Genomic DNA, 25839 nt, shown 5'->3' on the forward strand with positions numbered 1-25839 from the left:
TGGGAATATCTGCCCGGTCTGCTGCAATGCTGGAAAGCTGGTTGGCCATCGCGCAGCACCCGAGAGCAGGAATGGCGGCTTTCGAGTGGCTTTGGCTTCGGGGCGATCCGCGAGGGGGATCGACCACGGCGGACAATTTAGAGCCAATCTTCTCAGGATTCAAGTCATACCGGGTATTTTCGCGATTTACGTTAATCAGACTCAATTGATCCACTTTAGTTCAGCGGCTTCTCCCGACTCATCACGACCCTATACGCATGCGCGCGTTTGCTTCGCATTGGGCTGGAGGCATGCGGAACCTCAGCCGAAGAGCGACGGTGACGGAGCTTTCCGATGGATGTTCGCCGTACGTCTGCTCGATACTCCGCTCGGCGCCGGCAAGCGAGGGAGCGGAAGCGGATTGAGCGGCCAGCGCGGCGGGACTTCAGACCGTGCGAACTGTTCGTTCTCTCCAAAGCCGAACGCACGTCTATCAAAAAGCGCCTGCATTTAATAAAGTGGACTTATCTTATCCGATTTCAAAGTCGACTACTTGAGTCAGATTTAAATGAGCGAAGCGTAGTCATTGCATTGTCGAGTGAACGGCATTATATTGGAAACGTTACCATCGTGAAGTAACCGGCGAACGTGAGGGACTATCCACGTGGATCGTCGGTCGCCTTCTGCCTCCTCGCAATCTCCAATTCCGGGTTATCTCTGCTGAACTTGGGCGAGCCCTGTCGCGAGGGATGACCTTGACCCAAGCACCTCGTTTCCGCTCTAACTTCCATTCTTCCCTCGTCCGGCCACGACGTCCCTTCGCTGGTGTGGCCTCTTCTGCATCGGGCAACTCGAGTCAAGTCATATGTGGGACTGGGTATCAGCCTTGGCACGCTTGCGGCGCGAGACCCGCGCGGCGGTGTTAGTAACCGTTTGTCGGACCGCGGGTTCGACACCACGCGAGTGCGGCGCCAAAATGATCGTCTGCGCCGACGCCTCGATTGCTGGTACGATCGGGGGGGGCCAAGTCGAGCAATTCGCGATTCGCGACGCGCTGAACTGCCTGGAGCGGCGTACAGGCGGGATATTCAATTATCCACTGACGGCTGCCCACGGTCAATGCTGCGGGGGCGGAATGGAACTGCTGATGGAACTGGTGAACTGCGGTCCCCAACTATGCATTTTTGGCGCGGGACATGTCGGGCAGGCTTTGAGCCGCGTGCTGGAGGGCACCGTTTTCACCACTCACCTGATTGATGCGCGGGAGCACTGGATTCGCGATGCGCGAATTCCGGAAAGCTGCGTGCGGCATGCGATGGGATGGCGTGAGTTCAATCCGGGCGTGGCTTGGAACGAAGATGTGAGCTACGCCGTGATCATGACTCCCGAGCATTTCGAAGACTTTGAAATTCTGACGGATTTGTTGAATCGGCCGTTGCGCTTCGTCGGGTTGATCGGCAGCCGCTCGAAATGGACCCATTTCCGCCGTTCCTTGACCGCACTCGGGTTCACGCCGGAAGCAATCCAGCGCGTGAGGTGCCCGGTCGGAATCGGCCGGTTCGGGAAGGCGCCGGAAGAAATCGCGATTAGCGTGGCGGCGGAGATCCTGGCGGACTACTATGGAACTCGCGGAAATCCCACTGATACTGCCGGCGGCGGGGAAGTCGAGCCGTGTGGGCAGCCCCAAGGGGTTGTTGCAGCACGCTCGGCGGACGTGGCTGGAAATTCAGTGTCAGTTTTACGCTGAGGCCGGCGGGCGGGTGGTCGTGCTCGTATTGGGGTACGACATCGATCGCTATCTGGAAGCTTTGGGCTGCACGCTGACCGGGCGGTCCGGAGCCACGAAATGCGGTGGATGCTCATTGCAGCTACTGGAGAATCCGTCACCGGAGTTAGGTCCCCTTTCGTCGTTAGCGCAGGCCGGCAGTTGGATCGAGAGCGCCACGGATTTTCCGGCGGCGTTCTATCTTCCCATTGACACTCCGGTACCCTCAGCAACCGTGTTACACGCACTCGCACAAGCGATGGGTGACGGCATTTGCGCAGTGCAGCCGCAATTTGACAATCGCGGCGGGCATCCCGTGCTGCTGAGCCGTGGCTATCTGAGAGAGCTTACGACACTTGATACATCATCGCCGGACTCGCGGCTGGACTGGCAGATCCGCAGGCAACAAGCCATCGGCGCGGCGCTCCGGGTGCCCGTGACAGACTCGCGTGTATTGTTGAATCTGAACGATTCCGACTCTTGGGAACGATATTTTAGGTCTGAAACGAGGTTTGAGATGGCTGCGAGTCCGACAACAACACCCAACTTTCAGTGACGGCGGCATCATGATGAACAGCGTTGCTGATGCGATGGTTCGACATCAGCAGACAGATCTCGCGGCATCGCTCGATCAGGCCAAAGGATTATTCAATGATCTGAGCTTTGCCTATGTACGTGACTGGAAAGGGCAGAATCCATCCCGGCGGGTGATCGGATTTCTGCCCATTTATATTCCCCGGGAGATCATTCACGCTCACGGCATGCTGCCCGTGGGTTTGTTTGGCGCGGGGGACCGGATTCCGGTGGTGAAGGGTGATGCCTATTTTCAATCTTATATTTGCCACCTTCCGCGCACCGTGATCGAAATGGCGCTGAACGGCAACCTCGACGCATTCGACGGCTTCATCTTCCCGGCGATCTGCGACGTGATCCGGAATTTGTCGGGGATCTTTCAGCTCAAGTTCAACGCCAAGCTGATTCGGTATCTTGACTTTCCGCAGAACTTTGATCCGGAAGTAGGCGGCGTTTTCTACCGGACAGCCTTGCGGCAACTATCCGAAGATCTTGCGCGCCTGAATGGCGTGGCCGGCGACGTGGCGGCGTTGAATCACTCGATTAGCCTTTACAACGAAAACCGGCGGCTGGTCAAGGACTTGAGCGACTTTCGCGCGGCGAGTCCGCATAAAGTCTCAGCGGTAGAATACTATCTGATCCTGCGGGCCGGACAGACCCTGACCATTGAAGATCATAATGCTTTTGTGAGGCGGGTCATGCCGCAACTTGCGGAGCGCGATGCCCTGCCGGAAGACAAGATCCGCGTGGTTGTCAGCGGCTCCTTCTGCGAGCAGCCGCCGTTGGGCCTGATTCGAACGATTGAAAACGCGGGCTGCTATATTGTGGAAGACGACTTTCAGCTTGGGTTGCAGTGGATGGGCGATCCCATTCCTGACGACACCGCTGATCCACTGGCGGCACTGGTGGACGCCTACTTGACGAAAAGCACGTATTCCTCCGCGGTATATGATGGGGACCATCCGAAGGAAGAGCAGCTGGTAGCGCAAGTCCGAGAGCGTCGGGCTGACGGAGTCATCTTCTGCGCTCCCAGCTTCTGTGATCCGGCCTTATTGGATCGGCCGTTGTTGGAAAAGGCGATGGACCGCAGTCACATTCGACACATCAGTTTTCAGTATCATGAGAATCTCGGGCAGTTTCACGTGGTAAAAGAGCAAGCGGGCACGTTTGCGGACATGATCAAGCTATGGGACTGACGATGGACGTCCAAAAAGAGAACAGCATGATCAAGCAGAAGCAGATGCTGTCTGATCATTTCATGGCGCTGTCGCAGGTCAAGGAAACCGGCAAGAAGGTCGCCTACACGTTTGTTCCGGGCAACTTGACGGAATTGATCACCGCCTTTGACATGCTGCCGGTGTATCCCGAGATTAACTCCCTACAATCGGGCATGCGCAAGAAGTCCGGGGATTTCATTCGGGAAGCGGAGGACGTCGGCTATCCGGAGGATGTCTGCTCGTATGTGAAATGCGATATCGGGATGATGCTGCAAGGGAACATCGGGCCCACGGATCAATTGCTCCCCTCGCCGGACATCCTGCTGCTGAGCTATACAGGTTGCTTCGTGTTCATGAAGTGGTTTGAGAATCTGCGACGTCTGTATCCCCATGCCGAAATCGCGATGCTGCACATCCCGTATCAGGCCGACGGCCGGGTTGATCCCGCGGCGGTGAAGTACATCAAGGATCAGCTCACGAAGGACGTGATCCCAAAATTCGAAAAAGTAGCGGGGAAGCGGCTGAGCGACACGGTGTTGGCGGAGTGCCTGTCGCGTTCGGCGGTGGCGGAAGATTTGCTGATGAACGTCTTTGAATCCGCGCGCCACAAGCCCTCGCCGATTGATGCGTACTTCGGCGGGGTCTATTACATCGGGCCGATCTTCACTTCGTTTCGCGGGTCGCCGGCCTGCGTCGGGTATTACGAGGAGCTCTGGAAAGAGGTTCAGTACCGCATCGCGCATAAGTTGGGGCCGATTACTCCTGACGGCGCGATCACGGAAGAGAAGTATCGCCTGGTGGTCGAAGGGCCGCCGAATTGGACGAATTTTCGCGATTTCTGGAAGTTGTTCTACGATCACGGTGCGGTCTTTGTCGGATCCACCTACACGCGTGTCGGCGGTTTGTATGACTATGGCTTTCGGCACTCGCCGGATGACCCGCTCGGCAGCCTCGCGGAGTATTGCCTCGGCTGCTACACGAACCGCAATCTGCCGCAGCGCATCGAGCTGATCGAGAAGTTCATTACGGATTGCGACGCCGACGGGCTGGTCATCAATTCGATCAAGAGCTGCAATTCATTCTCCGCCGGCCAGCTGGCGATGATGCGGGACATTGAGGAGCGGCGGGGCATCCCGGTCGGCTTCATCGAGACGGATCTGGTGGATCCGCGCTACTACTCGTACTCGAATATCAAGAACCGGCTGGACTCGTTCTTTCAAATGCTGGAGCAGCGCAAAGAGCTGCAACCGCGGGCGAGGGTGATCGCGTGATCGTCTATTTGGGCATTGATCTGGGTTCCACGACGTCCAAGGCCATCATCCTTGACCCCACCGGCGAGATTATCGGCCGGGGGATTACCAATACGCGCTCGGACTACAACGTGGCGGCGGAAATCGCCCGCATGGAAGCCGAATTCAACTCTCGCTTTTCGCTGCTGCGTCGCCGGGTGGAGGCGGATGGCGGCAGCCCGGTCGAGTGGGCGCGGATCTTCGACTTGCTGGACAGCCGGTTTCACTTCCTCCAGTACCTGTCGCGGCACGAGCGACTGGCGACGGCGATGACGGACAGCATCAAGCACGATTCGTCCCGCGCGGACCTGGCTGAGAGGCTGCAGGCCGCTCTGCAGCAGACGCTGGAAGCAATTCGCACTCGCTTCTTTGACGGTCAGGTAAACAGCACCTCGCAGTTCTTTCGCGATCTGTTCAGCGCGACCTTCATGCGAATGATCGACAAGTTCGACCGCCTGACGTTTGATCGACTGGTTTCCGTTTACGACCGCTCGATCAACCCGGTGGAAAATCAGATAATCAGTTTCGATTTTGCGGAACTCACGGAGCGCTCGCTGGAACTGATGCCGGCCGAGACCGGCATCGTCTGGCCGCTGATCCGGAAATACCTGCGCGAGGTGGCGGCCATTTCGCTGGACCCGACGGACTATATCGGCACCGGTTACGGGCGGCAGTTGCTGCCGTTTGAAGAAAAGCACATCAAGTCTGAAATTCTCTGTCACGCACTCGGGGCTCATGATTACTTTCCGGAGACGCGCACGGTCTTAGACATCGGGGGGCAGGACACGAAGGCGATTCAGGTGGATGAGCACGGCTTGGTCACGAGTTTTCAGATGAATGACCGCTGCGCGGCCGGCTGTGGCCGCTATCTGGGATACATCGCCGACGAGATGAGCATCAGCGTCAGTGAGCTGGGGCCGCTGGCGATGGCCGCCGATCATGAAACGAATATCTGCAGCACATGCACGGTGTTCGCCGGCGCGGAATTGCGCGAGCACCTCAATTTAGGGGAGCGCAAGGAAAATGTCCTGGCCGGGCTGCATCTGGCCATCGTGCAGCGGGCATTCGCGCTCTTGGCCAGATCGGGTGGTGCGCGAAACGAGTTCACGTTCACGGGCGGCGTGGCCCGGAATGCCGCGGTGGTCAAGTACGTGAGTAACATGACGCGCACGAATTATGGCGAGTTGACCATCAATCTCCATCCGGACTCGATCTTCATGGGCGCCCTTGGGGCGGCGATCTTCGGGCTGCGCAGGAAAGGAGCACATGCATGAACTATACGCTGGGGATTGACGTGGGCAGCAGCTTTGTCAAGTTTGCGCTGGTTGACTATGGCGAGCAGCCGGAGATCGTGGAAGTCATCAACGAGAAGATCCGCAAGCGGAATCCCGCGCACGTCGCGGAGCGCGTAGTGGCGGAATTGCTGGAGCGGCGCCGTTTGTCCTTCGACGATTTGCTGTACGTGGCCTCCACCGGCGAGGGCGAACTGATTACGCGCAAGCGCGGGCATTTCTACAGCATGACGACGCATGCGCGGGGAGCGTGGCACTATCATCCCGAAATCCGGTCGGTGGCGGATTTGGGAGCGCTCTTTAACCGGGTGATTTCGCTGGAGCATGGCGCGCGCGTGCACAACTACATGATGACCGGACAATGCGCGTCCGGCTCGGGTCAGTTTTTAGAGAACATTTCCCGCTACCTGGGGCTGACGCTGGACGAAATCGGGCCGCTGTCGCTCGAGTCCAGGAATCCGGCCGTCACCAGCGGCATCTGTGCGGTGCTGGCGGAGACGGACGTGATTAATATGGTATCGCAGGGAATACCGACTCCCGATATTATCAAGGGAATTCACCTCTCGATTGCGCGTCGGATTGTACGGTTGATGCGCAAATTGAAGATCGAATCACCCGTGGCCCTGACCGGCGGTATGGCTCAGGACGTTGGCTTGGTGGCGGCGATGCGCGAAGAAATCGGCGAATCGGGAATGGATCTGGAGATTTTTCCCAGCCCGAACTGTGAGGCGGCCGGAGCGATCGGCGCGGCGCTGTGGGGCGGATACCGGCACTTCAAGCTCCTGGGAGTTGCGGCGTGAGCGCTCCCGTTATCTGGAAATCGGAGACGCCGCTGCGAGCACACGCCGCGAATCTGGCGAGCATGCTGAACCGGAATGCGGCGACATTCGGCGATCGTCCCGCTTATCAGGAATCGCGAAACGGCTCCTATCATCCCTTGTCATGGTCGCAGTTTCGCCATGATATCTGCGCGATCCAAACCGGATTGAGCGAACGAGGACTGGAGGCCGGCGATCGGGTGGCGATAGTCTCCCGCAATCGTCAGGAGATGCTCGAACTCGAATTGGCGGTAATGGCCATGGGCGCGGTGGCTGTCCCGATCTTCGCTGGCTACACTCCGCCGCAGACTGAGGCGCTGGTCAACTTTTGCGAGCCGCGGATGGTGGCAGTCGCGGAGCAGGCGCACTTTGAAAAGTTGGGGTCCCCTGCTCAGTATGATCGAGTGATTCACTTCAGTAAGCTGGAGCATAATCCGCCAGCGAATCTGATCCCGTTCGCTGAATTGGCTGGAACGCGGCCGGCATCGGAATCGATCTCGGGTGAACAGATCGCCGCGGACTCGGTGTGCCTGATGATGTACACATCCGGCACGATGGGCAAGCCGAAGTGCGTACAGCTCACGCATCGGAATATCCTTTCGCAGCAGGCCGCGGGCAAGGACCTGTGGCCGCTTAGTGAACGGGATCGGTTTCTCTCGTATCTGCCCTGGCACCACAGCTACGGCGGGATCTTCGAGAAGTACTCGGCACTGACCAACGGTGCGGTGTTGTCGTTGGAACACGGGTACGGCAAGGACCTGGATACACTGATCGAGAACTGGCGGCGAATCCGGCCAACGGTGTTTTACAGCGTGCCGTTGATCTACCAGGCGTTGTTGACGCGCTCTCATCAGGATGCGGCGATCGAGCGCCTGCTTTTTCACGCTGAATTGCGCTATTTCTTTACCGCAGCCGCGCCGTTGCCCAAGGTCATCTCCGATGAATTCGAGCGACGCAATATCGCCGTACTGGAGGGTTGGGGTCTGACGGAGACATCGCCTTGCTGCACGGTCACGCAGCCCGGTGCGCGACGACAGCCGGGAGTCGTCGGCCACCCGATTCCGGGGGTGTCGGTGGCGATCGCTCCCGACGGCGAGATTTTGGTGAAGGGACCGAATGTCATGACGGGCTACTATCGGAATCCGGAGGAAACCGCGAAGGTACTCACGGACGATGGCTGGTTTTGCACCGGTGATGTCGGCGAGTTCACGGACCTCGGACTAAAATTGGTTTCCCGCAAGGACCGCATATTCAAGCTTACCAACGCGGAGAAGGTGGTGGCGGCGGAATTAGAGAACATGATTACCGGAGGCTGTCCGTACTTGGCCTGGGCTTATGTGACCGGGAGTGGCCGAGACTATCCGGTCGCGCTGCTCTTTCCGAATCGCGCAATCTTTGCCTGCATTCCGGAGGGTGCGAAGCTGCCGGGTGGGTGTTGCCGGCCACATGACGTGGCCACACTCGCGCACTGTCTGGGTCATTGCCTTGCGCAAGTGAATCGGCGGCTCGACGCCGAATACAGCCGCATGCCGCGCGTTATGCTGGTGGATCACGAATTGTCCATCGAGAACGAGGAGCTGACGCCGTCGATGAAGATGTCCCCCAACACAGTCGGTCGTATCTTCAAGGCGAATATTGAGCGCCTCTATGATCCGGCGTCAACCGCGGAGACCTCGACGGCAGACTCTGTGTACATCATTCGATTGGATCGCTGATGGCACGGTTGCAATCGCAAGTCCGGATGAAAGACGTGCTGCGGGACTATTTTACCGGCCTTGCATCCCCGCTTGCCTGGTGCACGAGCGTCGGCCCGGCGGAGCTCCTGCGCGCACTGGGTTTTCAAGTTTATTTCCCGGAAAATCATGGAGCGATGTTGGGCGCATCCCGTGCAGCCCACAAGCACATTCCCCGCGCGAATAACGAGGGATATTCCAATGAAATCTGCTCGTACCTGACGTCCGACATCGGAGCCTGGCTGAACCGGGAGACGCCGTTAACGGCCGCCTATGGACTGCCATCGGTGCCGAGGCCGGATCTGATAGTTTTCAACACCAATCAATGCCGGGAAGTGGCGGAGTGGTTCAACTATTTTGGGCGCCAGTTTTCATGTCCGGTCGTGGGGGTTTACCCTCCCCGTCACGTCGAAGAAGTGACGCGGGCGGACGTGGACAATGTCGTCAGCCAGTTTCGGAATTTGATCGCCGTCGGCGAACAGATTATCGGGCGCGAACTGGACCCGCAGCGCCTGCGCGAGGCCGTTCGCTTGAGCCGGGAAGCATCACAACTCTGGAAGGAGCTGCTGGAGACCGCTCGGACTCATCCCGCACCACTGACCTTTTTTGACGGAACGATCCTGATGGCTCCGGTGGTAATGCTGCGGGGCACGGAAGCCTGTGTTGAATTCTATCGGGCAGCGCGCGCGGAGTTGCAGGCGCTGGCAGCACACGGTGACGCCGCGGTGCCCGGCGAGCAGGCCCGACTCTATTGGGAGGGCATGCCGATCTGGGGTCGCCTTCGCTCGCTGGCGGAGATCTTCTCGGGCTGCCGGTCATCTGTGGTCGCATCGACGTATTGCAACAGTTGGGTATTTGACGATTTCGATTCGGACAACCCGCTGGAATCCCTGGCGATTGCCTACACTCAGATTTTCATTAATCGGGGCGAGAACTTCAAGCTGAGCTATCTGAAGCGGATGATCGAGGACTATGCCATCGACGGCATGCTGTTTCATGATTCGAAGACCTGCTTCAACAATTCCAATAACCGCTTCGGCCTGCCGCAACGACTGCAACAGGAAACGGGCATCAGCACCTTGGTCATTGACGGTGATCTGAATGACCTGCGCTTCTTTTCCGATGAACGAGCGCGAACCAAGATCGAGACGTTCGTAGAGCAACTTTCCGCGAGGGCAGTATGATTGCGAAGCCTAAGCATGAGCCACTCGGTTCCACCATGACTTCGAACAATGGCAACAATCAGCTTCGGGTCGGCATCGTGGGCATGGGTCCGGTCGGCTGCATTCTGGCGGCACATCTGATCGAGGCCGGCGTGGACGTGCTTCCCTGCGACGTCCTGGCGGACCGGATGGACGCGATTCTGAAGCACGGCATTCGGTTGACCTACACCTTTGAGAAGACCGTACCGGTCAGGCAGGTCTGCTATTCGCCGCAGGAGTTGGAGACCTGTGACCCGGATCTGGTGGTGATCTGCGTGAAGACTCCCAATTTGAAGCGGGTGATCGAGCAGCTTGCGCAGATTGGTTCCGATAAGTTCTACGTCATGTGCGCGCAGAACGGGATCGACAATGAGATCGAGGTGGCGCGGGTCTTTGGCGACGAGCGGACGATGCGCATGGTGATCAACTATGCGGGCAACATGGTGAATCAGCACACGGTGCATGCCAGCTTCTTCAATCCGCCTAACTACGTTGCGCCGTTGTTGATTGAAGGCGGCGGCGATGTCGCCACGCGGCTGGTGGAGCGGCTCAACACCTCCGGTCTGACGACGGAAATCCCGGATGATATTCAGGAGTTCGTATGGGAGAAGTCCATGCTGAACGCAGCCCTGAGCGCCATTTGCGCGATCACGCGGCGCACGATGAAAGAAGTGATGGACACACCCAAGTCGTTTGATCTGGTGGAAGCATTGCTGGATGAGTGCGTACGGGTAGCGGAGATGGAAGGCATCGACGTGGGCAAGAAGTTCCGCCGCTATTCGATCCGCTATCTGAAGAATGCGGGGCATCACCGGCCCTCGATGCTGGTGGACTTGGAGCTCGGGCACCCGACGGAGATCGACTATTTGAACGGCAGGATCGTCGAGTATGGCCGCAAGCATTGTATTCCGACACCACTCAATCAGTCGGTGACCGCCATGATCTACTTGCTGCAGAATTCCGACAACAAGTGACCGTGACTTTGCGAGCGGAGAACGCCTGAGTCAGAGCCATAGCATGCAGCCCAATTCCACAAATCTTAGTCCCTTGACGGCGCGCGATGATGACTTGGGCCTCGGGGTTGATCTCGGCTCGCACTACACGAAGTTCGTGGTTTCTGACAGCACGGGCGGTCGCGTCTTTATGAAAGTGATCCCGACCTTGAGCCGTCATCACCAAGCGTTCTCGGAGAGCCTCACGGGTATTCGCAACCGGTTCAACATTCGCGGAGAGTGTGCGACCGGATATGGCCGCAACAGCTATGCGAGCGAGCTGAAGAAGCCGGAACTTATTTGCGCGGCGGCGGGTGTGTCGTCACTGTTTCCCCTGCGGAAGGTCATCATTGATATCGGGGGCGAAGACATCAAGATCATCGAATGCGAACCCGGCGGCCAGGTCATTCAGTTCTACATGAATGACAAATGCTCCGCCGGAACCGGCGCCTTCTTGACGGAAATTGCAGACAAGGCTGAGATTGGTCTGGACGAGATGAGCGCGCTGGCGCGGAGATCGACGTCTGACCAACCCATGAACAGCTTTTGCACGGTGTTCGCCAAGACGGAGATCCTTTCGTGGAAGTTCAGCGGCGTCGCGATCGAGGATATGGCACGCGGCATCTACCTGTCGATTGTGGACCGCATCTGCAAGCTGCCGATTCGCGCCGGGTTGCCCGTGTTTCTGTGCGGCGGCGTGGCGGCACATCACCCGTACCTCTGCGAGTTGCTGTCCCGGCGGTTGGGCGCGCCGGTACAGATTACCCCTGATCCGCAGTTTATGGTGGCGCTAGGCGCAGCCATGTTCGCGCGACAATCCTGATGGCTGACGCGGCACCTAATCGCGCGGGTCTTCATTCGGAATTGTGAAGTCATTCACAAACAAGCAGGTTCATACTATGACGATGATTCAAGCGTACCAGATGACGGTGAGGAATCAGCCGTTTGAGCGGACGTCCTATCCGGTACCCGCCTTGCAGCCGGGCGAAGCGCTGGTGCAGGTTGCCGGCTGCGGTGTGTGTCACACGGACATTAGTTTTTGGCATCACGGAGTGCCGACCAAGAAGGAACTGCCGTTGACGTTGGGGCACGAAATCAGCGGCGTGGTAGTGGATGGTCCGCTGGACTTGATCGGGAAATCGGTTGTGATTCCGGCGGTACTGCCTTGCGGCGAATGTGATTTGTGCCGAACCGGGCGCAGCAACATTTGCCAGAAACAGCGGATGCCGGGCAACGACTTTCATGGCGGCTTCGCCAGTCATATTGTGGTCCCATCGCGATTTCTGGCGGTCGTACCGGAGGCCGTGCTCGCGCGCTACAAACTCGAAGAACTGGCCGTAGTTGCCGACGCCGTTTCGACGCCGCTGCAGGTCATCGAAAAGAGCGGACTGAAGTCCGGGGATTTAGCCATTGTCATCGGGATCGGTGGCGTCGGTCTGTATGCCGCACTGCTGGCCAGAATTGCGGGAGCCAGGGTTGTCGCGCTTGATCTTTCGCAGGCTCGTCTCGATCTGCTTTCGCAGGCGGGGATCACCTCGACGCTGAACACCGGCGGACTGAGTATCAAGGAAATCAAGGACAAGGTGAAGGCGATCGGCAAAGAATTGGGCGCGTCGCCCTATGGCTGGAAGATCTACGAAGTTTCCGGCACGGCGGCCGGGCAGGAATTGGGCTTCGCGCTCCTCGGGATTGCCGGCGTGTTGTCCGTGGTCGGGTTTACGCTCGACAAACTGGAACTGCGGCTCAGCAACTTGATGGCCTTCGATGCACAGGTCATCGGGACCTGGGGCTGCCGTCCCGAGTTATACGGCGAAGCGATCCGCATGGTGGGCGACGGTCGGCTGAATTTGGCACCTTTCACAAAGACGCATCCGCTGTCGCAAATCAACGATGTCTTTCAGCAGGCGCTAGAACACAAGCTCTTGCAGCGCGCAGTGCTGGTGCCGGATTTCTGAGCCACCCGGCCCACGGAGATCAGACATCGCGCTCGGCTCTTCAATTTAACTCACAAGGTGCAAAAACGTGGCTCACGATCTGTACGATCATAACTTGGTGGAGACCCGGTTCTCCGAGATCCTGTTTGAACGGCGCCCATGTCTCGACAAAGGCGGTAATCCGATCGCGGGTTTGTACAATGCCTGGATCCTGCTGAATAATCCGAAGCAATTCAATTCGTACACGACGGCGGCCGTCAAGGAAGTCATTCTGGCCGTGCGCAACGCATCGGCCGATCGTGCCGTGGTCAACGTCGTTTTTACGGCGGTCGGCGACAAGGCGTTTTGCACGGGGGGCAACACCAAGGAATACGCGGAGTACTACGCCGGGCGGCCGACCGAGTACAAGCAGTACATGCGCCTCTTCAACGATATGATCACGGCTCTGCTTTACTGCGATAAGCCGGTGATTTGCCGCGTCAATGGGATGCGAGTCGCGGGTGGTCAGGAAATTGGCATGGCATGCGATTTTACGATTGCCAGCGACCTTGCGGTCTTTGGGCAAGCCGGGCCGAAGCACGGGAGCGCGCCAGACGGCGGCAGCACGGATTTTCTGCATCTGTTCGTCGGAATCGAACGCGCAATGCAAAGCTGCACGCTCTGTGAAATGTGGAATGCGTATGAAGCGGTATCCATCGGGCTGATCTCGCGAGCAGTGCCGGTATTGACAGTGAACGGCAAGCTCGTGCGCAATCCTCTGCTCATTACCGACCGTTGGTTGGATGAGTCGGGTACGATTGTGTACGGGCAGAAGAAGACGGGAGCAGCGATGGAGGAAGCTAAGGCCGTCATGGCCGCCGGCACCATCGACTTAACACCGCTTGATAGCGCTGTCAACGAGATGGCCACCAAGCTGCTCTATACGATGCCGGATTGCATCAACAAGACGTTGAACAGTCTGCGAAAGAAGAAGCTTGAGCATTGGGATCGGAACCATCAGACCAATCGCGACTGGCTTGGGTTGAATATGATGACCGAAGCCAAGGCCGGGTTTCGAGCGTTCAATGAGGGCCCGAAGGGCAATCGCGAGGTGGATTTCGTCAAACTTCGCTTGATGCTGGCCGCCGGCCATCCGTGGGATGAGGAGATGGTGGAAGCGATACTACCCAGGTAACAAAGACATGCCGCAGAAGATTCGCCGCGAGTCGTCGTACGACGGTCAGGTCGTCACGCTGACTCTTGACGCACCGAAGGCGAACATCCTCGATGCTGAGTTGATGTGTCAGCTACAGTTGGAGCTGGATGATTTGCGCGAGCACGCCGAGCTGAAACTGGTTCAGTTCACGGGTGCGGGAGATCATTTCAGTTTCGGCGCCAGTGTTGCGGAGCACACCCGTGAAAAGGCGGCGGCAATGCTCACGCAGTTTCATGCGCTGTTTCATGCGCTGACTGAGCTGGCCGTTCCCACCGCGGCGCTCATTTCGGGACAGTGCCTTGGTGGAGCCATGGAATTGGCGCTGATGTGCAATTTCATGTTCATTGATCGCACGGCCCGGCTTGGTCAGCCGGAGATTGTGCTTGGGGTCTTCCCCCCGCCAGCTTCGCTCTTGCTGCCGTTGAAGATCGGACAGGCGCGTGCTGACGAGCTAATTCTCACAGGTAGATCGCTGACGGCGGAGGAAGTGGTGAGCTTCGGCCTGGCCACCGCATCGTGTGCCGATCGCGCCGCGCTGGAGGCGGGAGTTGAAGCTTGGGCTGCGAAGCACATCCTTCCGAAGAGTGCCACAGCATTGCGCTACGCTGTCCGCGCGTCACGCTGGCGGTTCAATCAGGCCATCAAGACGGAGCTGAACCGACTTCAGGAGTATTATGTCGGGGAGCTGATGGCTACGCATGACGCCAACGAAGGCATCGCGGCGTTTCTGGAAAAGCGACCTCCAGTTTGGCAGAACCGCTGAAGACAATGAGTAGTTTTCAAGGGAAGTCCGCGATCGTGACCGGAGCCGCGCGCGGCATCGGCCGCGCAATTGCTCAGCGGTTTCATGAGTTGGGTGCACGGGTGTTCGTACTGGATCGGGACTACCCCGATTCCTTTACGAGCGAAACCGAGGGTCTCATCCCGTTCACCGGTGATGTGTCATCGCGTATCGATGTCGAGCAGTTCGTCGCGGCCGTTATTGAGCAGGCCGGCGGCATCGATATCCTTGTGAACAATGCCGGAATTCTTCGAGACAATGTGATCTGGCGAATGAGTGAGGAGGAGTTCGACGCCGTGTTGAATGTGAACCTGAAGGGCGCGTGGTTGATGTGCAAGACCGTTGCCCAGCCGATGCGCGAGCGGAAGTATGGCCGGATCATCAATATTGCCTCGCGTGCGTGGCTAGGGAATGCCGGACAGTCCAATTACTCGGCTTCCAAAGGCGGACTCATCAGTCTCACGCGCGTGCTGGCTTTAGAATTGGCGCGCTCCCAAGTGACCGTGAACGCGGTAGCACCGGGACTGATTGATACCCCGATGACGCGGGCATTGCCGGAGGACACTTTTCAGATGCTCGTGAATGCGCAGCCCGGCAAGCGGGCCGGGACTCCCGAGGACGTTGCCGCCGCGGTTTGCTTCTTCGCTTCGGCTGAGGCGGCGTTCATCACGGGCCAAACGCTCTACGTGGACGGCGGCAAAAGCATCGGAGCCGCGACCGTATGATTCGGATCCATGCCTGACCTGACGCTCAATGTGAATGGCGCGCGGCACACCGTTTGGGTGGATCCGCACGAATCCTTGCTGGACGTCCTCCGCGAACGCTTGGGCCTGGCGGGAACGAAGCGGGGTTGCGACCAAGCGACGTGCGGCGCCTGCACGGTGCTCTTGGACCGTCAACCGATCCTGAGCTGTATCACTCCGGCACTCCGCTGTCGAAACCGCGATGTGCGGACCATCGAAGGCGTCGCCCTGAACGGCAAGCTCCATCCGGTGCAGGAAAGCCTGGTCGAATCCGGCGGGATTCAATGCGGCTTCTGCACGCCGGGGATGGTGATGACCATTCTCGCCTTCTTGAGTGAGAATCCCAATCCCTCGGCGGAGCAGATTCGCCGGGCCCTCTCCGGGAATCTGTGCCGCTGCACCGGCTACGCAAAAATCGTATCCGCCGTGCAGCGCGCGGCGGAGGTACTTAGATCATGAGTCGTGTTATCGGCCATCCCACGCCGTACATTGACGCACGCCGCAAAGTGACCGGCGAGGCGCTGTACACGGATGACTATCGATTCTCCAATGCGCTTCATGTTCATTTTCTGCGCAGTCCGCATGCCCATGCCTTGATCAAAAGTATCGACGCGTCCGCGGCCGAGGCGAATCCGCGGGTGCGAGCGATCGCAGTGGGCAAGGAGTTGCCGACGGCGTTCGGAATACTGCCCATCAGTCCGGATGAGACGGCGATGGCGATCGAGAAGGTGCGCTTCGTCGGGGAGATCGTGGCGGCGGTGGCGGCGGATACGAAACAGGCGGCCATGGCGGCGGCCCACGCCATTCGCGTCGAATACGAGTTGCTTCCAGCGGTTCTGGACCCGGAGGAAGCGCTGCAAAGCTGCGAGCCGGGGCGGCAGATTCACGACCATTCTCGCGACCGAACGAATATTCACAAGACGGCCGAACTGAGCTTCAATGATCCGGAAGCCGGGCTGCAGGAATCGACTTTTGTACGATCCGCGGAATTCAAATTCGCGGGCGTGACTCATGCGTTTACCGAGCCGCATGCCACCTGGGCAACGTATTCACCGGATGGCGAGCTAACGGTGATTTCCGCGACGCAAGTTCCCCACTACTTGCAGCGGACGTTGTCCACTGTGCTTGGACTGCCCCGGCACCGGGTGCGCGTGGTGAAGCCGACGCTGGGCGGTGGCTTCGGCGGGAAGGGCGATCCGTTTCCCCACGAGCTCATTACGGCTCATCTGGCGATGAAGACGGGGCAGCCTGTCCGATGCTCTTTCAGCAGGGAAGAAGTGTTTTTGACCAATCATGGCCGACATCCAACGACGCTGACGATGTCGGTCGGCTGCGACAAGTCCGGCAAGCTGACGGCACTGCACGGAGACATCGTGATTGATGGCGGAGCGTTTGCCAGCTTCGGCGTCGTGACGACATACTACAACGGTGTGCTGCTGCAAGGGCCTTATCGAATAGACCGTTTTGGCTTTCGGACCCGGCGTGTGTACACCAATAAGCCGCAGAGCGGCGCGATGCGCGGCCACGGCGCGGTAAACTCCCGCTATGCGGTCGAAACGCTGTTGGACATGCTGGCGCGCGACGCCGGGATGGATCCCTGCGACTTCCGCATGCAGAACTTCCTCCCGGCGCATACTCAAACCGTCGGTCAACTGCGCATTACGAGTAACGGAGTGCGGGAATGTCTGGAGGCTGTCCGGAAACGTTCCGGCTGGGATCAGCGCTTCGGCAAGCTGCCGTTCGGGAGAGGCATCGGCGTGGCCTGCGGCTTCTACATCTCCGGTAGCGCGCTCCCTATCATCTGGAATCGCCAGCCGCAAAGCGTCGTTCACGCGAAACTCGACGCCGACGGCAGCATCGTGATCTTCAGCGGCGCTTCCGACATCGGTCAAGGTAGCGATACCATGTTGGCTCAGATTGCGGCGGAAGTGCTCGGCGTTCCGCTGAGCCGGATTCGTGTCGTGACGGCGGACACGAGCCTCGCTCCCGTGGATTTGGGAAGTTACTCGAGTCGCGTAACCTTTATGGCCGGTAATGCCGCCAAAAGCGCGGTCGAGAAAGTTCGTCACGAGATCGCGCTTGCCGTAAGTCAAGAGCGCAAGGTTGATGCGGACGCGCTGTGCTTCGATCATGAGCGTGTCCTGACCGCCGACGGACAGGTGGATGTGAGTTGGGATGAAGCCGTGGAAATCGCCACCGCCTTTCGCGGTTCCTTCGTAGAAAGTGGATTCTACATATCTCCCAAGCTGGGCGGAGATTTCAAAGGTTCCGGCGCGGGTCTGAGTCCGTCTTACAGCTTCGGCGCGGCCGTCAGTGAAGTGGCGGTGAATCATCACACCGGTGAGGTGCGCGTCATCAAGGTGTGGAGCGCTCACGACTGCGGCAAGGCGCTGAATCCGCTGGCCGTGGAAGGGCAGATGGAGGGCAGTATTCACATGGGTCTCGGCCAGGTCCTCTCAGAGGAGTTGCGCTACGACAACGGCCGACTGCTGAATGCAAACCTTGCGGACTATCGGATTCCGACGGCGCTGGACACTCCTGAAATGGATGTCACCATTGTTGAATCGGCGGATCCCGAAGGTCCCTTCGGCGCCAAAGAAGTCGGCGAGGGGCCGATTCATCCGGTGCTCCCTTCGATTGGAAATGCCATCTTCGATGCCGTTGGTGTGCGGATGTATGAACTGCCGATCACTCCCGAAAAAGTGCGTCGGGCACTTCGCCAGGGCTCCGTATGAGCAGCGCATTGCCGTCCGATCCCGCAGCGCGCTTCTACTCCCTGCCGGAATCCGTTGCTGAAGCGTTGGCCGCGGCTCGCAGCTGTGCGGGAGAATACCGATACTCGGCAGGAGGCACGGACCTGCAAGTGCTGCGTGGGCAAGGCTTGCATGATCCGGCAATGGTGATTGACCTCTCCTGTATCCGCGACCTTCGTGAACTGCGCTTTCAGGATAGCGCACTTGACATCGGCGCACTTGTCACACTGGATGAACTGATTTCTAATCTCCGGGTCAGGCAAGCCTATCCGCTGTTGCTCGAAGCGGCGCTGTCCGTGGCGACTCCGGTAATCCGCAAGACGGCGACCGTCGGCGGCAATCTGTTGGTAAGTAATCGCTGCATAAACTACAATCAATCCCGGTCGTGGCGAGCCGCGGTGGGTTCCTGCTTGCGCGACGTCGGCGACACGTGCCTTGTCACGGGAGTCCGCCATGGCAAGTGTTTCTCGCGTCATGTGTCGGATTTGGCTCCGGTCCTGCTTGCCCTCGATGCCGCGGTGACGATTCGAAATCAGAACTCCACGTTCTCCATTCCGTTGTCCAAGTTATATGTGCAGGATGGCATCCGGTTCCTCAGCCACCTCGAGCACGACGGCATTCTGCTGAGCATTCGAGTCGCGGCGACCACCAAGCATTGTTATTACCGAAAGCTTCGTCTGCGGCAGAGCCTGGATTTCGCGTCGTTGTCAGTGGCGGCCTGCGTTGACGCAGCAGGAGTCGTTCGCATCTGCCTGAACGGCATAGCGATGGCTCCAGTTTTGATTACGGGCACATGGTCCGACCTCTCTTTGCCGGACCTGATCAAGCGGGCGCGTCTGAAGAGCAAGTTAGTGGACAACGATCTTCTGCCGATGGCCTATCGACAGGAGATGCTGGCTGTGTATCTCGAAGAGTTGTGGCACGTCTTCCACGGGCAGAGACCCGAAAGCAATCGATGAGGGACAACATGACGAAATTCCGGAGGCATTCGTGAGCGACCAACACCAGATGTTTCCTCGCGCCCGAATCCCCTATGGCACATGGGGCAGCAGCTTCTTTCCGGCGTGGCAGACGTCGCCGCTTGCCGAGGTCAATATCGGCCAGTTCGCGGGCGAGGCGATGAACCTGATCATGGGGAAACGCAAAGTCCCGGTCCGCGAACTCCAATATCTGATCATCGGCTCTACCATTCCGTGGCACTGGAAATTTTGGAATGCTCCGTTGGTAGCAAGCTGCGTGGGCCATCGTGTGCCCGGTTTTCACATGGAACAGGCATGCGCCACAGGGCTCCAGGCTGTGCTGCTCGCCGCGGCCCAGGTAGAGACAGGCGCCAGCGACGTCGTGGGCGTGTTGACGTTTGATCGCACCAGCGATTCGCCCGTGGGAGTCTTTCCCGAGCGACGCGGGTACCGGCGCACGGAAGTTATCGGTGATGTGTGGGATAACTTTGGCTTTGACCCGGCCACCGGACAGGCCATGATCACCACGGCGGGCATGACGGCGCGCAAGTACAAGATTGACCGCAGTGAGGTGGACGATATCGCGTTCTTCCGTCACCAGCAATATTTTGAAGCGCTCGCCTCCGGAATTCTGGATCACGTGCTCGTTCCGTTGGACGTGCTGAACTTGCAGGGCCGCTCCATGGGTGTTGTGAGTCAAGATGTGGGCGTTCGCGAGGTCACACTGGCGGGTCTGAAAGCGATGCGCGAGTTGGACACCTGCGTGACGGCGGGAACTCAGACTCATGCTGCCGATGGCATGGCGACACTCCTGGTCACAGACAAGCAGCAGGCGCGCAAGTTGAGCACCCGTCCCGAAATCGATATCACGTTTGTCGGGAAGCAGGAGGTTCGCACCTCGCCCGGCATGATGCCGGAATCGCCGGGAATGGCGGTAGTAGAGTTATTGAAGCGGACCGGACTAAAGATGTCCGACATGGCGGTGGTGAAGAACCACAATCCGTTTGCCGTCAATGACGCGCTGTTTGCCAAAATGCTCGAGTACGACTGGCGGAACATGAACAAGACCGGCAGCTCGCTGGTCTGGGGACACCCGCAGGGACCGACCTTGACGCGCGTGATTATTGAGGCGTTGGAAGAGGCGGTGTCACTCGGCGGCGGTTACGCGCTGATCTTTGGCTGTGCCGCGGGCGACGTTGGCATCGCCGCGATACTCAAAGTAGCGGAAGGGGGGAACTGAACATGGTCAAGTTCATGAGGCAGCCTACACTACAGACGCTCGGGCTTGGGAATGTTCACGATATCTTCCGTCAGGGTCGTTTACCCGTGACCGCCGGCGAATTGGTGGACAAAGTTTTCGGCAAACCGGACGAACGCGGCTCGCTGGTCATCTCCGGCATGAACGGGATTGTGGGCGCGGGAAAGGCGATGCAACTCGGATCACGGTTGGAGCCGTTTGGTGTCACGATCGTGGGTTTGGATTTTCCCGGCGCCGCGGATGGCATCGGACGCCAATATCAAGGCCTGAGGCAAGCGTTTGGCGGGGACGGCGCGGACCGAATCATGGGTCGAATTGTCCGGCTTGCGTACGATGGCAAGCATTTGCCTGCCGCGCTGTTGGGGATGAAGCCGCGTTTTCTGCTCGAAGCGATCCCGGAAATCCTCCCCGTGAAGAAATCGCACTACACGCTATTCCAGGCGGCGTTTCCCGGAATCGAGATTCGCTCCGTCACCTCCGGATTTCCGCGGTCTCAGCTCGGGGTCGGCGTCGCCCATCCCTCGTTTCCCCATGAAATCAATAAGGTGTGGGAGACCATCGAGCCGACTCCTTCCGCCATCACACAACTACTCTGGGCGCTGGGGCTTGTTCCCGTACCGGTGGCGGATCGTTGGTCGTTTGTGCTCGACGTGCTCTTCTGCGGTGTGACGCTGGCGGCGCTGCGATATCAGCAGGCGAGCAACATGCCCTTCTGGAAGGTGGACAAATTCGTGCGGCGGCTGGTCGGCCCGAATCCGTTCCGCGCGCATGATGCCATTGGAGCGAAGGGTGCGGACTTCCTGACGTGGTCCTGCCTGCATCATCTGGCGCAGCAGTATGGCGAACTGTTCCAGCCGACGATTCAACTGGAGGAGCGCCGTGCGGATGGCCGGGATTGGTATCCGCTAAATCACCTGCGGCCGATTGTCAACTGGAGTATGCAAGCCGATCAGGAAGAGGAGTTTCGATCCTGGATTCTGGGGCCCCTCTTCCAGATGGCCGCTCTCATGTTGCATGAAGAGCGGGGGCACCTCTCGCATATTAATGCCATCGGCGAATTGTGTGCTCAATTCCGGCGCGGAATTCTCGCCGAAATCCGTGCGAGCGGCGCGGCTGCAGCGATCAAACGCGTTGAAGCTTATCATCGTCTGCACCCGGCGGCGGCGCAGAGTTGGTTTCCCGCAGCATTCGACAATCTCGACGGCCCGGACTGGCAGCAGCTCTATGTCAATGCCGAGCATGACGGAACCGTGGGTGTCATCACGATCAGCCGGGAAAGCTACAACGACGATGTGGACCGGGAACTGAATCGTGCGGTGGATTGGCTGAAAGCGGAGCGGATCAAGCGCGTGATCGTGACCGGAGATTTTCATCTTTCCACGCAGATGGTCGGGGCGGATACGAACGAGTTCTTTGGTGCGCTTGAGAGCGCGGACCACGGAACGCAGCTTTCGATCCGTTGGTCGCTGACGGCCAGACGGCTGCATCACGAGTTCGATGTCTCGATTGGTTTCATCAACGGTAAACGCTGCCTCGGCGGGTTTCTCGAGCTGTTGATGCATTGCCACTACTTGGTCTCGCTGGACTCCGCCTACGTGGGAATGCCTGAAGTTTCACTGCCGGTAGTGCCGGGCATGGAAGGCTGTCACTGGCCATTCCGCAAATCGAGCCCGGAACAATGGCCGCAACTGCTGAACTTCCTCCTCAGCGGAAAGATGCAGAAGGCAGGCGAAGCCGTCCCGTGGTTGGTTGACTATGCCGGGACCATCGAGGATGCGCTGCAAACGACTTGGAATATTGCCACGGGCGGCCACCACGGATTGAAACCGAGAGTACTCAGGCAAGAGCGCTTCGACAGCATTCCCCGAGAGTCGCGCCTTGCGGCACCCGAAAATCCGGAAACCGAGGCCGCGCGCAAAGCGATCGTGGATACGATTCAGGCGGCGTGCGGGGCCGGCCTGAGTGAGGCGCTCGAGATTCAGGCCCGTCACTCGGCGAACTTCATGACGACATCATCTTGTAAGCGCGGACGGATCGGTCAGGACTGCTCCAAGATCATGGCGGTTTGACGTCAGCACGGAACGCGGCGGTAGCTACAAGAAGCCCGGGAATCCCCGGGCTTCTTCGCGTCTTAGCAACTTGTGCGACGGACAGTAATTCGCCCGCAATCACCCGGAACCCAGTCGTGGGAGTTCCCGCTGTGCGGCTTCTCAACCGTGCCGCTGTCATGTTTCCTGTTCGTCGGCGATCCGCGCTGCCTGCGCCTTGCGCTTCGCCCCGAACTTCCAATAAAGTGCGGGCAGCACGACCATGTTGAGTGCCGTTGACGTGAGCAGACCGCCCAGAATCACAACGGCCATCGGCGTCTGAATCTCCTTCCCCGGCTGACCACCGCCCATCGCCAGCGGCAACAACGCCAGTCCGGCACAGAGCGCCGTCATCAGGATTGGGTTCATTCGTTCCATGCTGCCCCGGATGATCGCACTGCGCGCCGACATCCCTTCCTTGTCGATTAAATCGTGGAAATGGGCAATCATGAGAATACCGTTTCGAGCCGCGATCCCGAAGAGCGTAACGAATCCCACCAGTGCCGCAACAGAGACAATTCCGCTGGTGAAGTATATGGCAAACACGCCGCCGATCAGCGCCAACGGCAGATTCACCATGACCAGAAACGCGTCTCGGAAAGTCCCGAATTCCATATACAGCAGTACGAGTATCGCTCCGATCGAAAGCAGTGACAGCAATAGAATGATGCGACTGGCGGCTTCCGCACTTTCAAACTGACCACCGTAGGACACAAAGTAGCCTTCCGGCAACTTGACTCCTGCGTTCACTTTCGCGCGCACCTCCTCGACCGCGCTGCCCAAGTCCCGACCCGCAATATTGGCCTGGACCACGATCTTGCGGCTGACGTTCTCCCGACTGATCGAATTAGGTCCGCTTGCACGATAGACCTTCGCCATCTCATTGAGGGGCACTTGCGGCCCGGCGGGCGTGGCGAAGAGGCTCGTGCGGATCAGTTCGTCATCTTGGCGGGCAGCTTCCGGAAATCGCACGACCAGGTCAAACGGAATCTGACCTTCCAGCACCTGCCCCACGACTTCGCCATTAAATGCAGTCTCGATATTCTCCGCAAGATCGGCCACCTGCACGCCGTACACGGCCATCGCGTCCCGGTCCATTTCCACGCGGAGCTGCGGCACATCCACTTGCGCCTCCACGGCCAAATCCACAAGACCGTCCACCGTTTGCATTTGCGCCTTGACTTGCTGAGCAATGTTGCGCAGCTCGTAGAGGTTGCTGCCAAAGATCTTCACGGCCAGTGCAGCCTGGGTCCCACTTAACATGTGGTCAATCCGGTGAGACAGCGGCTGACCCACGCTGATAACCGTTCCCGGAACGTCTGTTAGCAGCTCACGTAGTTCACGAAAGACCTGCTCCTTGTGAAAGCCCTCCGGCTTCAGGCGAACTTCAAGCTCCGTCTGATTGCTGCCAAACGAATGTTCATCCAACTCACCGCGGCCGGTACGACGCGCCACGGACAGCACCGCCGGATGTGTCATCAATCTTCGCTCTACGAGTTCACCCATGTCGGTGGACTCCTGCAGCGACGTTCCCGGCGGCGTCAGCGCAATGATCGTGGCAGAGCCTTCATTGAATTCGGGAAGAAACGAGCGCCCTAACTGCGCGTAAACCATTAGCGCCACAACAATCAATGCCAGGGACGACGCGATCACCCAGTTTCCGCGCTTGAGTGCCCACTCCAGCGCCGGGCGGTAGCCGGTCTTCAGCTTTCGTACCACCCACGTTTCCTGATGTCCGGCTTTCTGTTTGAGCGTTGGCAAGAGGTACAAGCTGAGTGCGGGAACGATCGTCACCGCAACCAGCAGCGACGCAAACACGGCAATGACGAAGGCGAAGCCCAGCGGCAGCAGTAGCCGGCCTTCAATTCCCGACATGAAGAAGAGCGGGGCGAACACGGCGATGATGATGAACGTCGCGATCACCATCGGCTGCCGAATCTCGTTGGACGCTTCAAAAATAACCGGTAGTGACGGCCGCTGCTTGTCCACGGGCAGGGTCCGATTCTCGCGCAGCCTGCGATAGACGTTTTCAACGTAGATAATCGCATCGTCCACCAGCACCCCCACGGCAATTGCCATCCCGCCCAAGGTCATCGTGTTGATGGTTAGCCCCATCCCATACATGGCCAGCATTGCCAGGATCAGAGACAGCGGAATGGAAATGAGACTGATGAACGTCGTGCGGATGTTCGCCAAGAACAGTAAGAGAATGATCGTCACCAGAATCGCCCCGTCCCGCAGCGCTTCCACAACATTATGAATGCTGACGTCGATGAAATCCGCCTGCCGAAAAACATGGTTGTTGATGTCCACGTCGGCCGGCAACAGCGGCTTCATGTCCGCGACCATCGCATCCAGCCGCTCGGTCAGCTCCAGCGTATTGGCGTTTGGCTGCTTCTGAATGGAGAGAATCACGGCATCGCATCCGCTGACTGATGACGTTCCCAGCTTCGTTGCCGCCCCGATTTGCACATCCGCGACGTGCTCCACCAGTATCGGGCTGCCGTCGCGCACCGTGACCACAGCTCGCTTGAGGTCTTCCAGCGCTTCAACCCGTCCGACTCCGCGAATCAGATATTCACTGCCGCTGGCGACAAAGAACCCACCGGTTGAGTTTAGATTGGCTTTGCTGACTGCCTCTTGCAATTTGTCAAGGCTGATCTGATATGCCGCCAACCGTTCCGGACTGGCGAGCACTTGGTACTGCTTTCGTTCACCGCCGATGGCGACAACTTGCGATACCCCCGGAACGGCCAGCAGTCTCCGTCTCAGGATATTGTCGGCGAAGGACCTGAGGTCCATGGCGGGAAGCGAGTCACTGGAGACGCCTACGAGCATGATCTCACCCATCAGGGAGGAGACCGGGGCCAGCATCGGCGGGTCCATGCCCAGGGGCAGCAGGCCGATGGCGGATTGCAGCTTCTCCGCGACAATCTGCCGGGCCTGGAACACATCGGTTCCCCATTCGAATTCGATCCAGATCACCGCCACGCCTGTCGTCAGCGATGAACGAACGCGCCGAACACCCGAAGCGCCATTCATGGCCGTCTCGATGGGGAAGGCAACCAGTGTCTCCACTTCCTCGGGAGCCATGCCGTGCGCATCCGCCAGAATGGTCACGGTGGACGCCGTGAGATCGGGAAATACGTCAACGGGCAGGCGAAAGGTAACGAAGTAGCCCAGCAGCAGAACCAGCACGGACGCGAGCACGACAATAAATCGATTCTCCAGAGAGAACCGGATGATTTTTTCAAACATGGTTCTGCTCC

Annotated in this window: 20 protein-coding genes; 19 read left to right on the forward strand and 1 reads right to left on the reverse strand. The window is 58.7% G+C overall.

The genetic code is table 11. The annotated features are described in order from the left end of the window. Positions 1 to 865 precede the first annotated feature (865 nt). The 19 genes from xdhC (at position 866) to HZB60_03795 (ending at position 22552) form a co-directional block, all read left to right on the forward strand. On the forward strand, positions 866 to 1726 hold the full coding sequence (gene xdhC, locus HZB60_03705; GenBank protein ID MBI5058875.1) for a xanthine dehydrogenase accessory protein XdhC: 861 nt from the start codon (positions 866 to 868) through the stop codon (positions 1724 to 1726). After that, the gene (locus HZB60_03710; GenBank protein ID MBI5058876.1) at positions 1653 to 2300 is read left to right on the forward strand and encodes a nucleotidyltransferase family protein; all 648 of its coding nucleotides are present in this window, start codon (positions 1653 to 1655) and stop codon (positions 2298 to 2300) included. The genes xdhC and HZB60_03710 overlap by 74 nt, the downstream gene beginning before the upstream one ends. Positions 2301 to 2310: 10 nt before the next feature. Then, positions 2311 to 3513 (forward strand): benzoyl-CoA reductase subunit C, encoded by a 1203-nt coding sequence (gene bcrC / locus HZB60_03715; protein MBI5058877.1) that lies wholly within the window; start codon positions 2311 to 2313, stop codon positions 3511 to 3513. Continuing rightward, positions 3504 to 4805 (forward strand): benzoyl-CoA reductase subunit B, encoded by a 1302-nt coding sequence (gene bcrB / locus HZB60_03720; GenBank protein MBI5058878.1) that lies wholly within the window; start codon positions 3504 to 3506, stop codon positions 4803 to 4805. The genes bcrC and bcrB overlap by 10 nt, the downstream gene beginning before the upstream one ends. Then, positions 4802 to 6097 (forward strand): benzoyl-CoA reductase subunit A, encoded by a 1296-nt coding sequence (locus tag HZB60_03725; protein ID MBI5058879.1) that lies wholly within the window; start codon positions 4802 to 4804, stop codon positions 6095 to 6097. Before bcrB ends, HZB60_03725 begins: the two co-directional genes overlap by 4 nt. Beyond that, on the forward strand, positions 6094 to 6915 hold the full coding sequence (locus tag HZB60_03730; GenBank protein ID MBI5058880.1) for a benzoyl-CoA reductase subunit D: 822 nt from the start codon (positions 6094 to 6096) through the stop codon (positions 6913 to 6915). Before HZB60_03725 ends, HZB60_03730 begins: the two co-directional genes overlap by 4 nt. Further along, a complete protein-coding gene (locus tag HZB60_03735) occupies positions 6912 to 8648 on the forward strand; it encodes an AMP-binding protein (protein ID MBI5058881.1) in 1737 nt (578 codons plus the stop codon). Before HZB60_03730 ends, HZB60_03735 begins: the two co-directional genes overlap by 4 nt. After that, complete coding sequence (locus HZB60_03740; protein MBI5058882.1) at positions 8648 to 9850, forward strand: 2-hydroxyacyl-CoA dehydratase; 1203 nt, start codon at positions 8648 to 8650, stop codon at positions 9848 to 9850. The genes HZB60_03735 and HZB60_03740 overlap by 1 nt, the downstream gene beginning before the upstream one ends. 35 nt (positions 9851 to 9885) lie before the next feature. Continuing rightward, entirely contained in the window at positions 9886 to 10842 is a 957-nt protein-coding gene (locus HZB60_03745; protein ID MBI5058883.1) for a 2-dehydropantoate 2-reductase, read from the forward strand. 73 nt (positions 10843 to 10915) lie between these two features. Beyond that, complete coding sequence (locus HZB60_03750) at positions 10916 to 11683, forward strand: hypothetical protein (GenBank protein ID MBI5058884.1); 768 nt, start codon at positions 10916 to 10918, stop codon at positions 11681 to 11683. 76 nt (positions 11684 to 11759) lie between these two features. Next, positions 11760 to 12815: a 6-hydroxycyclohex-1-ene-1-carbonyl-CoA dehydrogenase gene (had, locus tag HZB60_03755; GenBank protein ID MBI5058885.1), complete on the forward strand. Its 1056-nt coding sequence runs from the start codon at positions 11760 to 11762 to the stop codon at positions 12813 to 12815. Between the two features lie 67 nt (positions 12816 to 12882). After that, positions 12883 to 13968, forward strand: coding sequence for a 6-oxocyclohex-1-ene-1-carbonyl-CoA hydratase (oah, locus tag HZB60_03760; protein MBI5058886.1), 1086 nt, complete (start codon positions 12883 to 12885; stop codon positions 13966 to 13968). A gap of 7 nt (positions 13969 to 13975) precedes the next feature. Next, entirely contained in the window at positions 13976 to 14752 is a 777-nt protein-coding gene (locus HZB60_03765) for an enoyl-CoA hydratase/isomerase family protein (GenBank protein ID MBI5058887.1), read from the forward strand. Between the two features lie 5 nt (positions 14753 to 14757). Beyond that, positions 14758 to 15495, forward strand: coding sequence for an SDR family oxidoreductase (locus HZB60_03770; GenBank protein ID MBI5058888.1), 738 nt, complete (start codon positions 14758 to 14760; stop codon positions 15493 to 15495). Positions 15496 to 15504: 9 nt separating this feature from the next. Beyond that, positions 15505 to 15972: a (2Fe-2S)-binding protein gene (locus HZB60_03775; protein MBI5058889.1), complete on the forward strand. Its 468-nt coding sequence runs from the start codon at positions 15505 to 15507 to the stop codon at positions 15970 to 15972. Further along, positions 15969 to 18248: a molybdopterin-dependent oxidoreductase gene (locus HZB60_03780; protein MBI5058890.1), complete on the forward strand. Its 2280-nt coding sequence runs from the start codon at positions 15969 to 15971 to the stop codon at positions 18246 to 18248. Before HZB60_03775 ends, HZB60_03780 begins: the two co-directional genes overlap by 4 nt. Further along, on the forward strand, positions 18245 to 19225 hold the full coding sequence (locus tag HZB60_03785; protein MBI5058891.1) for an FAD binding domain-containing protein: 981 nt from the start codon (positions 18245 to 18247) through the stop codon (positions 19223 to 19225). Before HZB60_03780 ends, HZB60_03785 begins: the two co-directional genes overlap by 4 nt. A 31-nt stretch (positions 19226 to 19256) precedes the next feature. After that, positions 19257 to 20465 carry a hypothetical protein gene (locus tag HZB60_03790; GenBank protein ID MBI5058892.1) on the forward strand — a complete coding sequence of 403 codons (1209 nt, stop codon included), beginning with the start codon at positions 19257 to 19259 and terminating at the stop codon, positions 20463 to 20465. Between the two features lie 14 nt (positions 20466 to 20479). Next, entirely contained in the window at positions 20480 to 22552 is a 2073-nt protein-coding gene (locus HZB60_03795; GenBank protein MBI5058893.1) for a hypothetical protein, read from the forward strand. Positions 22553 to 22708: 156 nt separating this feature from the next. Here HZB60_03795 and HZB60_03800 read toward each other — a convergent pair whose 3' ends face one another. Then, on the reverse strand, positions 22709 to 25828 hold the full coding sequence (locus HZB60_03800; GenBank protein ID MBI5058894.1) for an efflux RND transporter permease subunit: 3120 nt from the start codon (positions 25826 to 25828) through the stop codon (positions 22709 to 22711). Positions 25829 to 25839 lie beyond the last annotated feature (11 nt).

It is taken from the genome of candidate division KSB1 bacterium (genome assembly GCA_016214895.1).
Lineage (GTDB): Bacteria > Electryoneota > RPQS01 > RPQS01 > RPQS01 > JACRMR01.

What these genes read in the sequence shown, in the direction of transcription:
- bcrC (MBI5058877.1), top strand. Translation starts at nt 2,311, where the DNA reads ATGATGAACAGCGTTGCTGATGCGATGGTTCGACATCAGCAGACAGAT.
- bcrB (MBI5058878.1), top strand. Translation starts at nt 3,504, where the DNA reads ATGGGACTGACGATGGACGTCCAAAAAGAGAACAGCATGATCAAGCAG.
- HZB60_03730 (MBI5058880.1), top strand. Translation starts at nt 6,094, where the DNA reads ATGAACTATACGCTGGGGATTGACGTGGGCAGCAGCTTTGTCAAGTTT.
- HZB60_03740 (MBI5058882.1), top strand. Translation starts at nt 8,648, where the DNA reads ATGGCACGGTTGCAATCGCAAGTCCGGATGAAAGACGTGCTGCGGGAC.
- HZB60_03745 (MBI5058883.1), top strand. Translation starts at nt 9,886, where the DNA reads ATGACTTCGAACAATGGCAACAATCAGCTTCGGGTCGGCATCGTGGGC.
- had (MBI5058885.1), top strand. Translation starts at nt 11,760, where the DNA reads ATGACGATGATTCAAGCGTACCAGATGACGGTGAGGAATCAGCCGTTT.
- HZB60_03765 (MBI5058887.1), top strand. Translation starts at nt 13,976, where the DNA reads ATGCCGCAGAAGATTCGCCGCGAGTCGTCGTACGACGGTCAGGTCGTC.
- HZB60_03770 (MBI5058888.1), top strand. Translation starts at nt 14,758, where the DNA reads ATGAGTAGTTTTCAAGGGAAGTCCGCGATCGTGACCGGAGCCGCGCGC.
- HZB60_03775 (MBI5058889.1), top strand. Translation starts at nt 15,505, where the DNA reads ATGCCTGACCTGACGCTCAATGTGAATGGCGCGCGGCACACCGTTTGG.
- HZB60_03780 (MBI5058890.1), top strand. Translation starts at nt 15,969, where the DNA reads ATGAGTCGTGTTATCGGCCATCCCACGCCGTACATTGACGCACGCCGC.
- HZB60_03785 (MBI5058891.1), top strand. Translation starts at nt 18,245, where the DNA reads ATGAGCAGCGCATTGCCGTCCGATCCCGCAGCGCGCTTCTACTCCCTG.
- HZB60_03795 (MBI5058893.1), top strand. Translation starts at nt 20,480, where the DNA reads ATGAGGCAGCCTACACTACAGACGCTCGGGCTTGGGAATGTTCACGAT.
- HZB60_03800 (MBI5058894.1), bottom strand. Translation starts at nt 25,828, where the DNA reads ATGTTTGAAAAAATCATCCGGTTCTCTCTGGAGAATCGATTTATTGTC.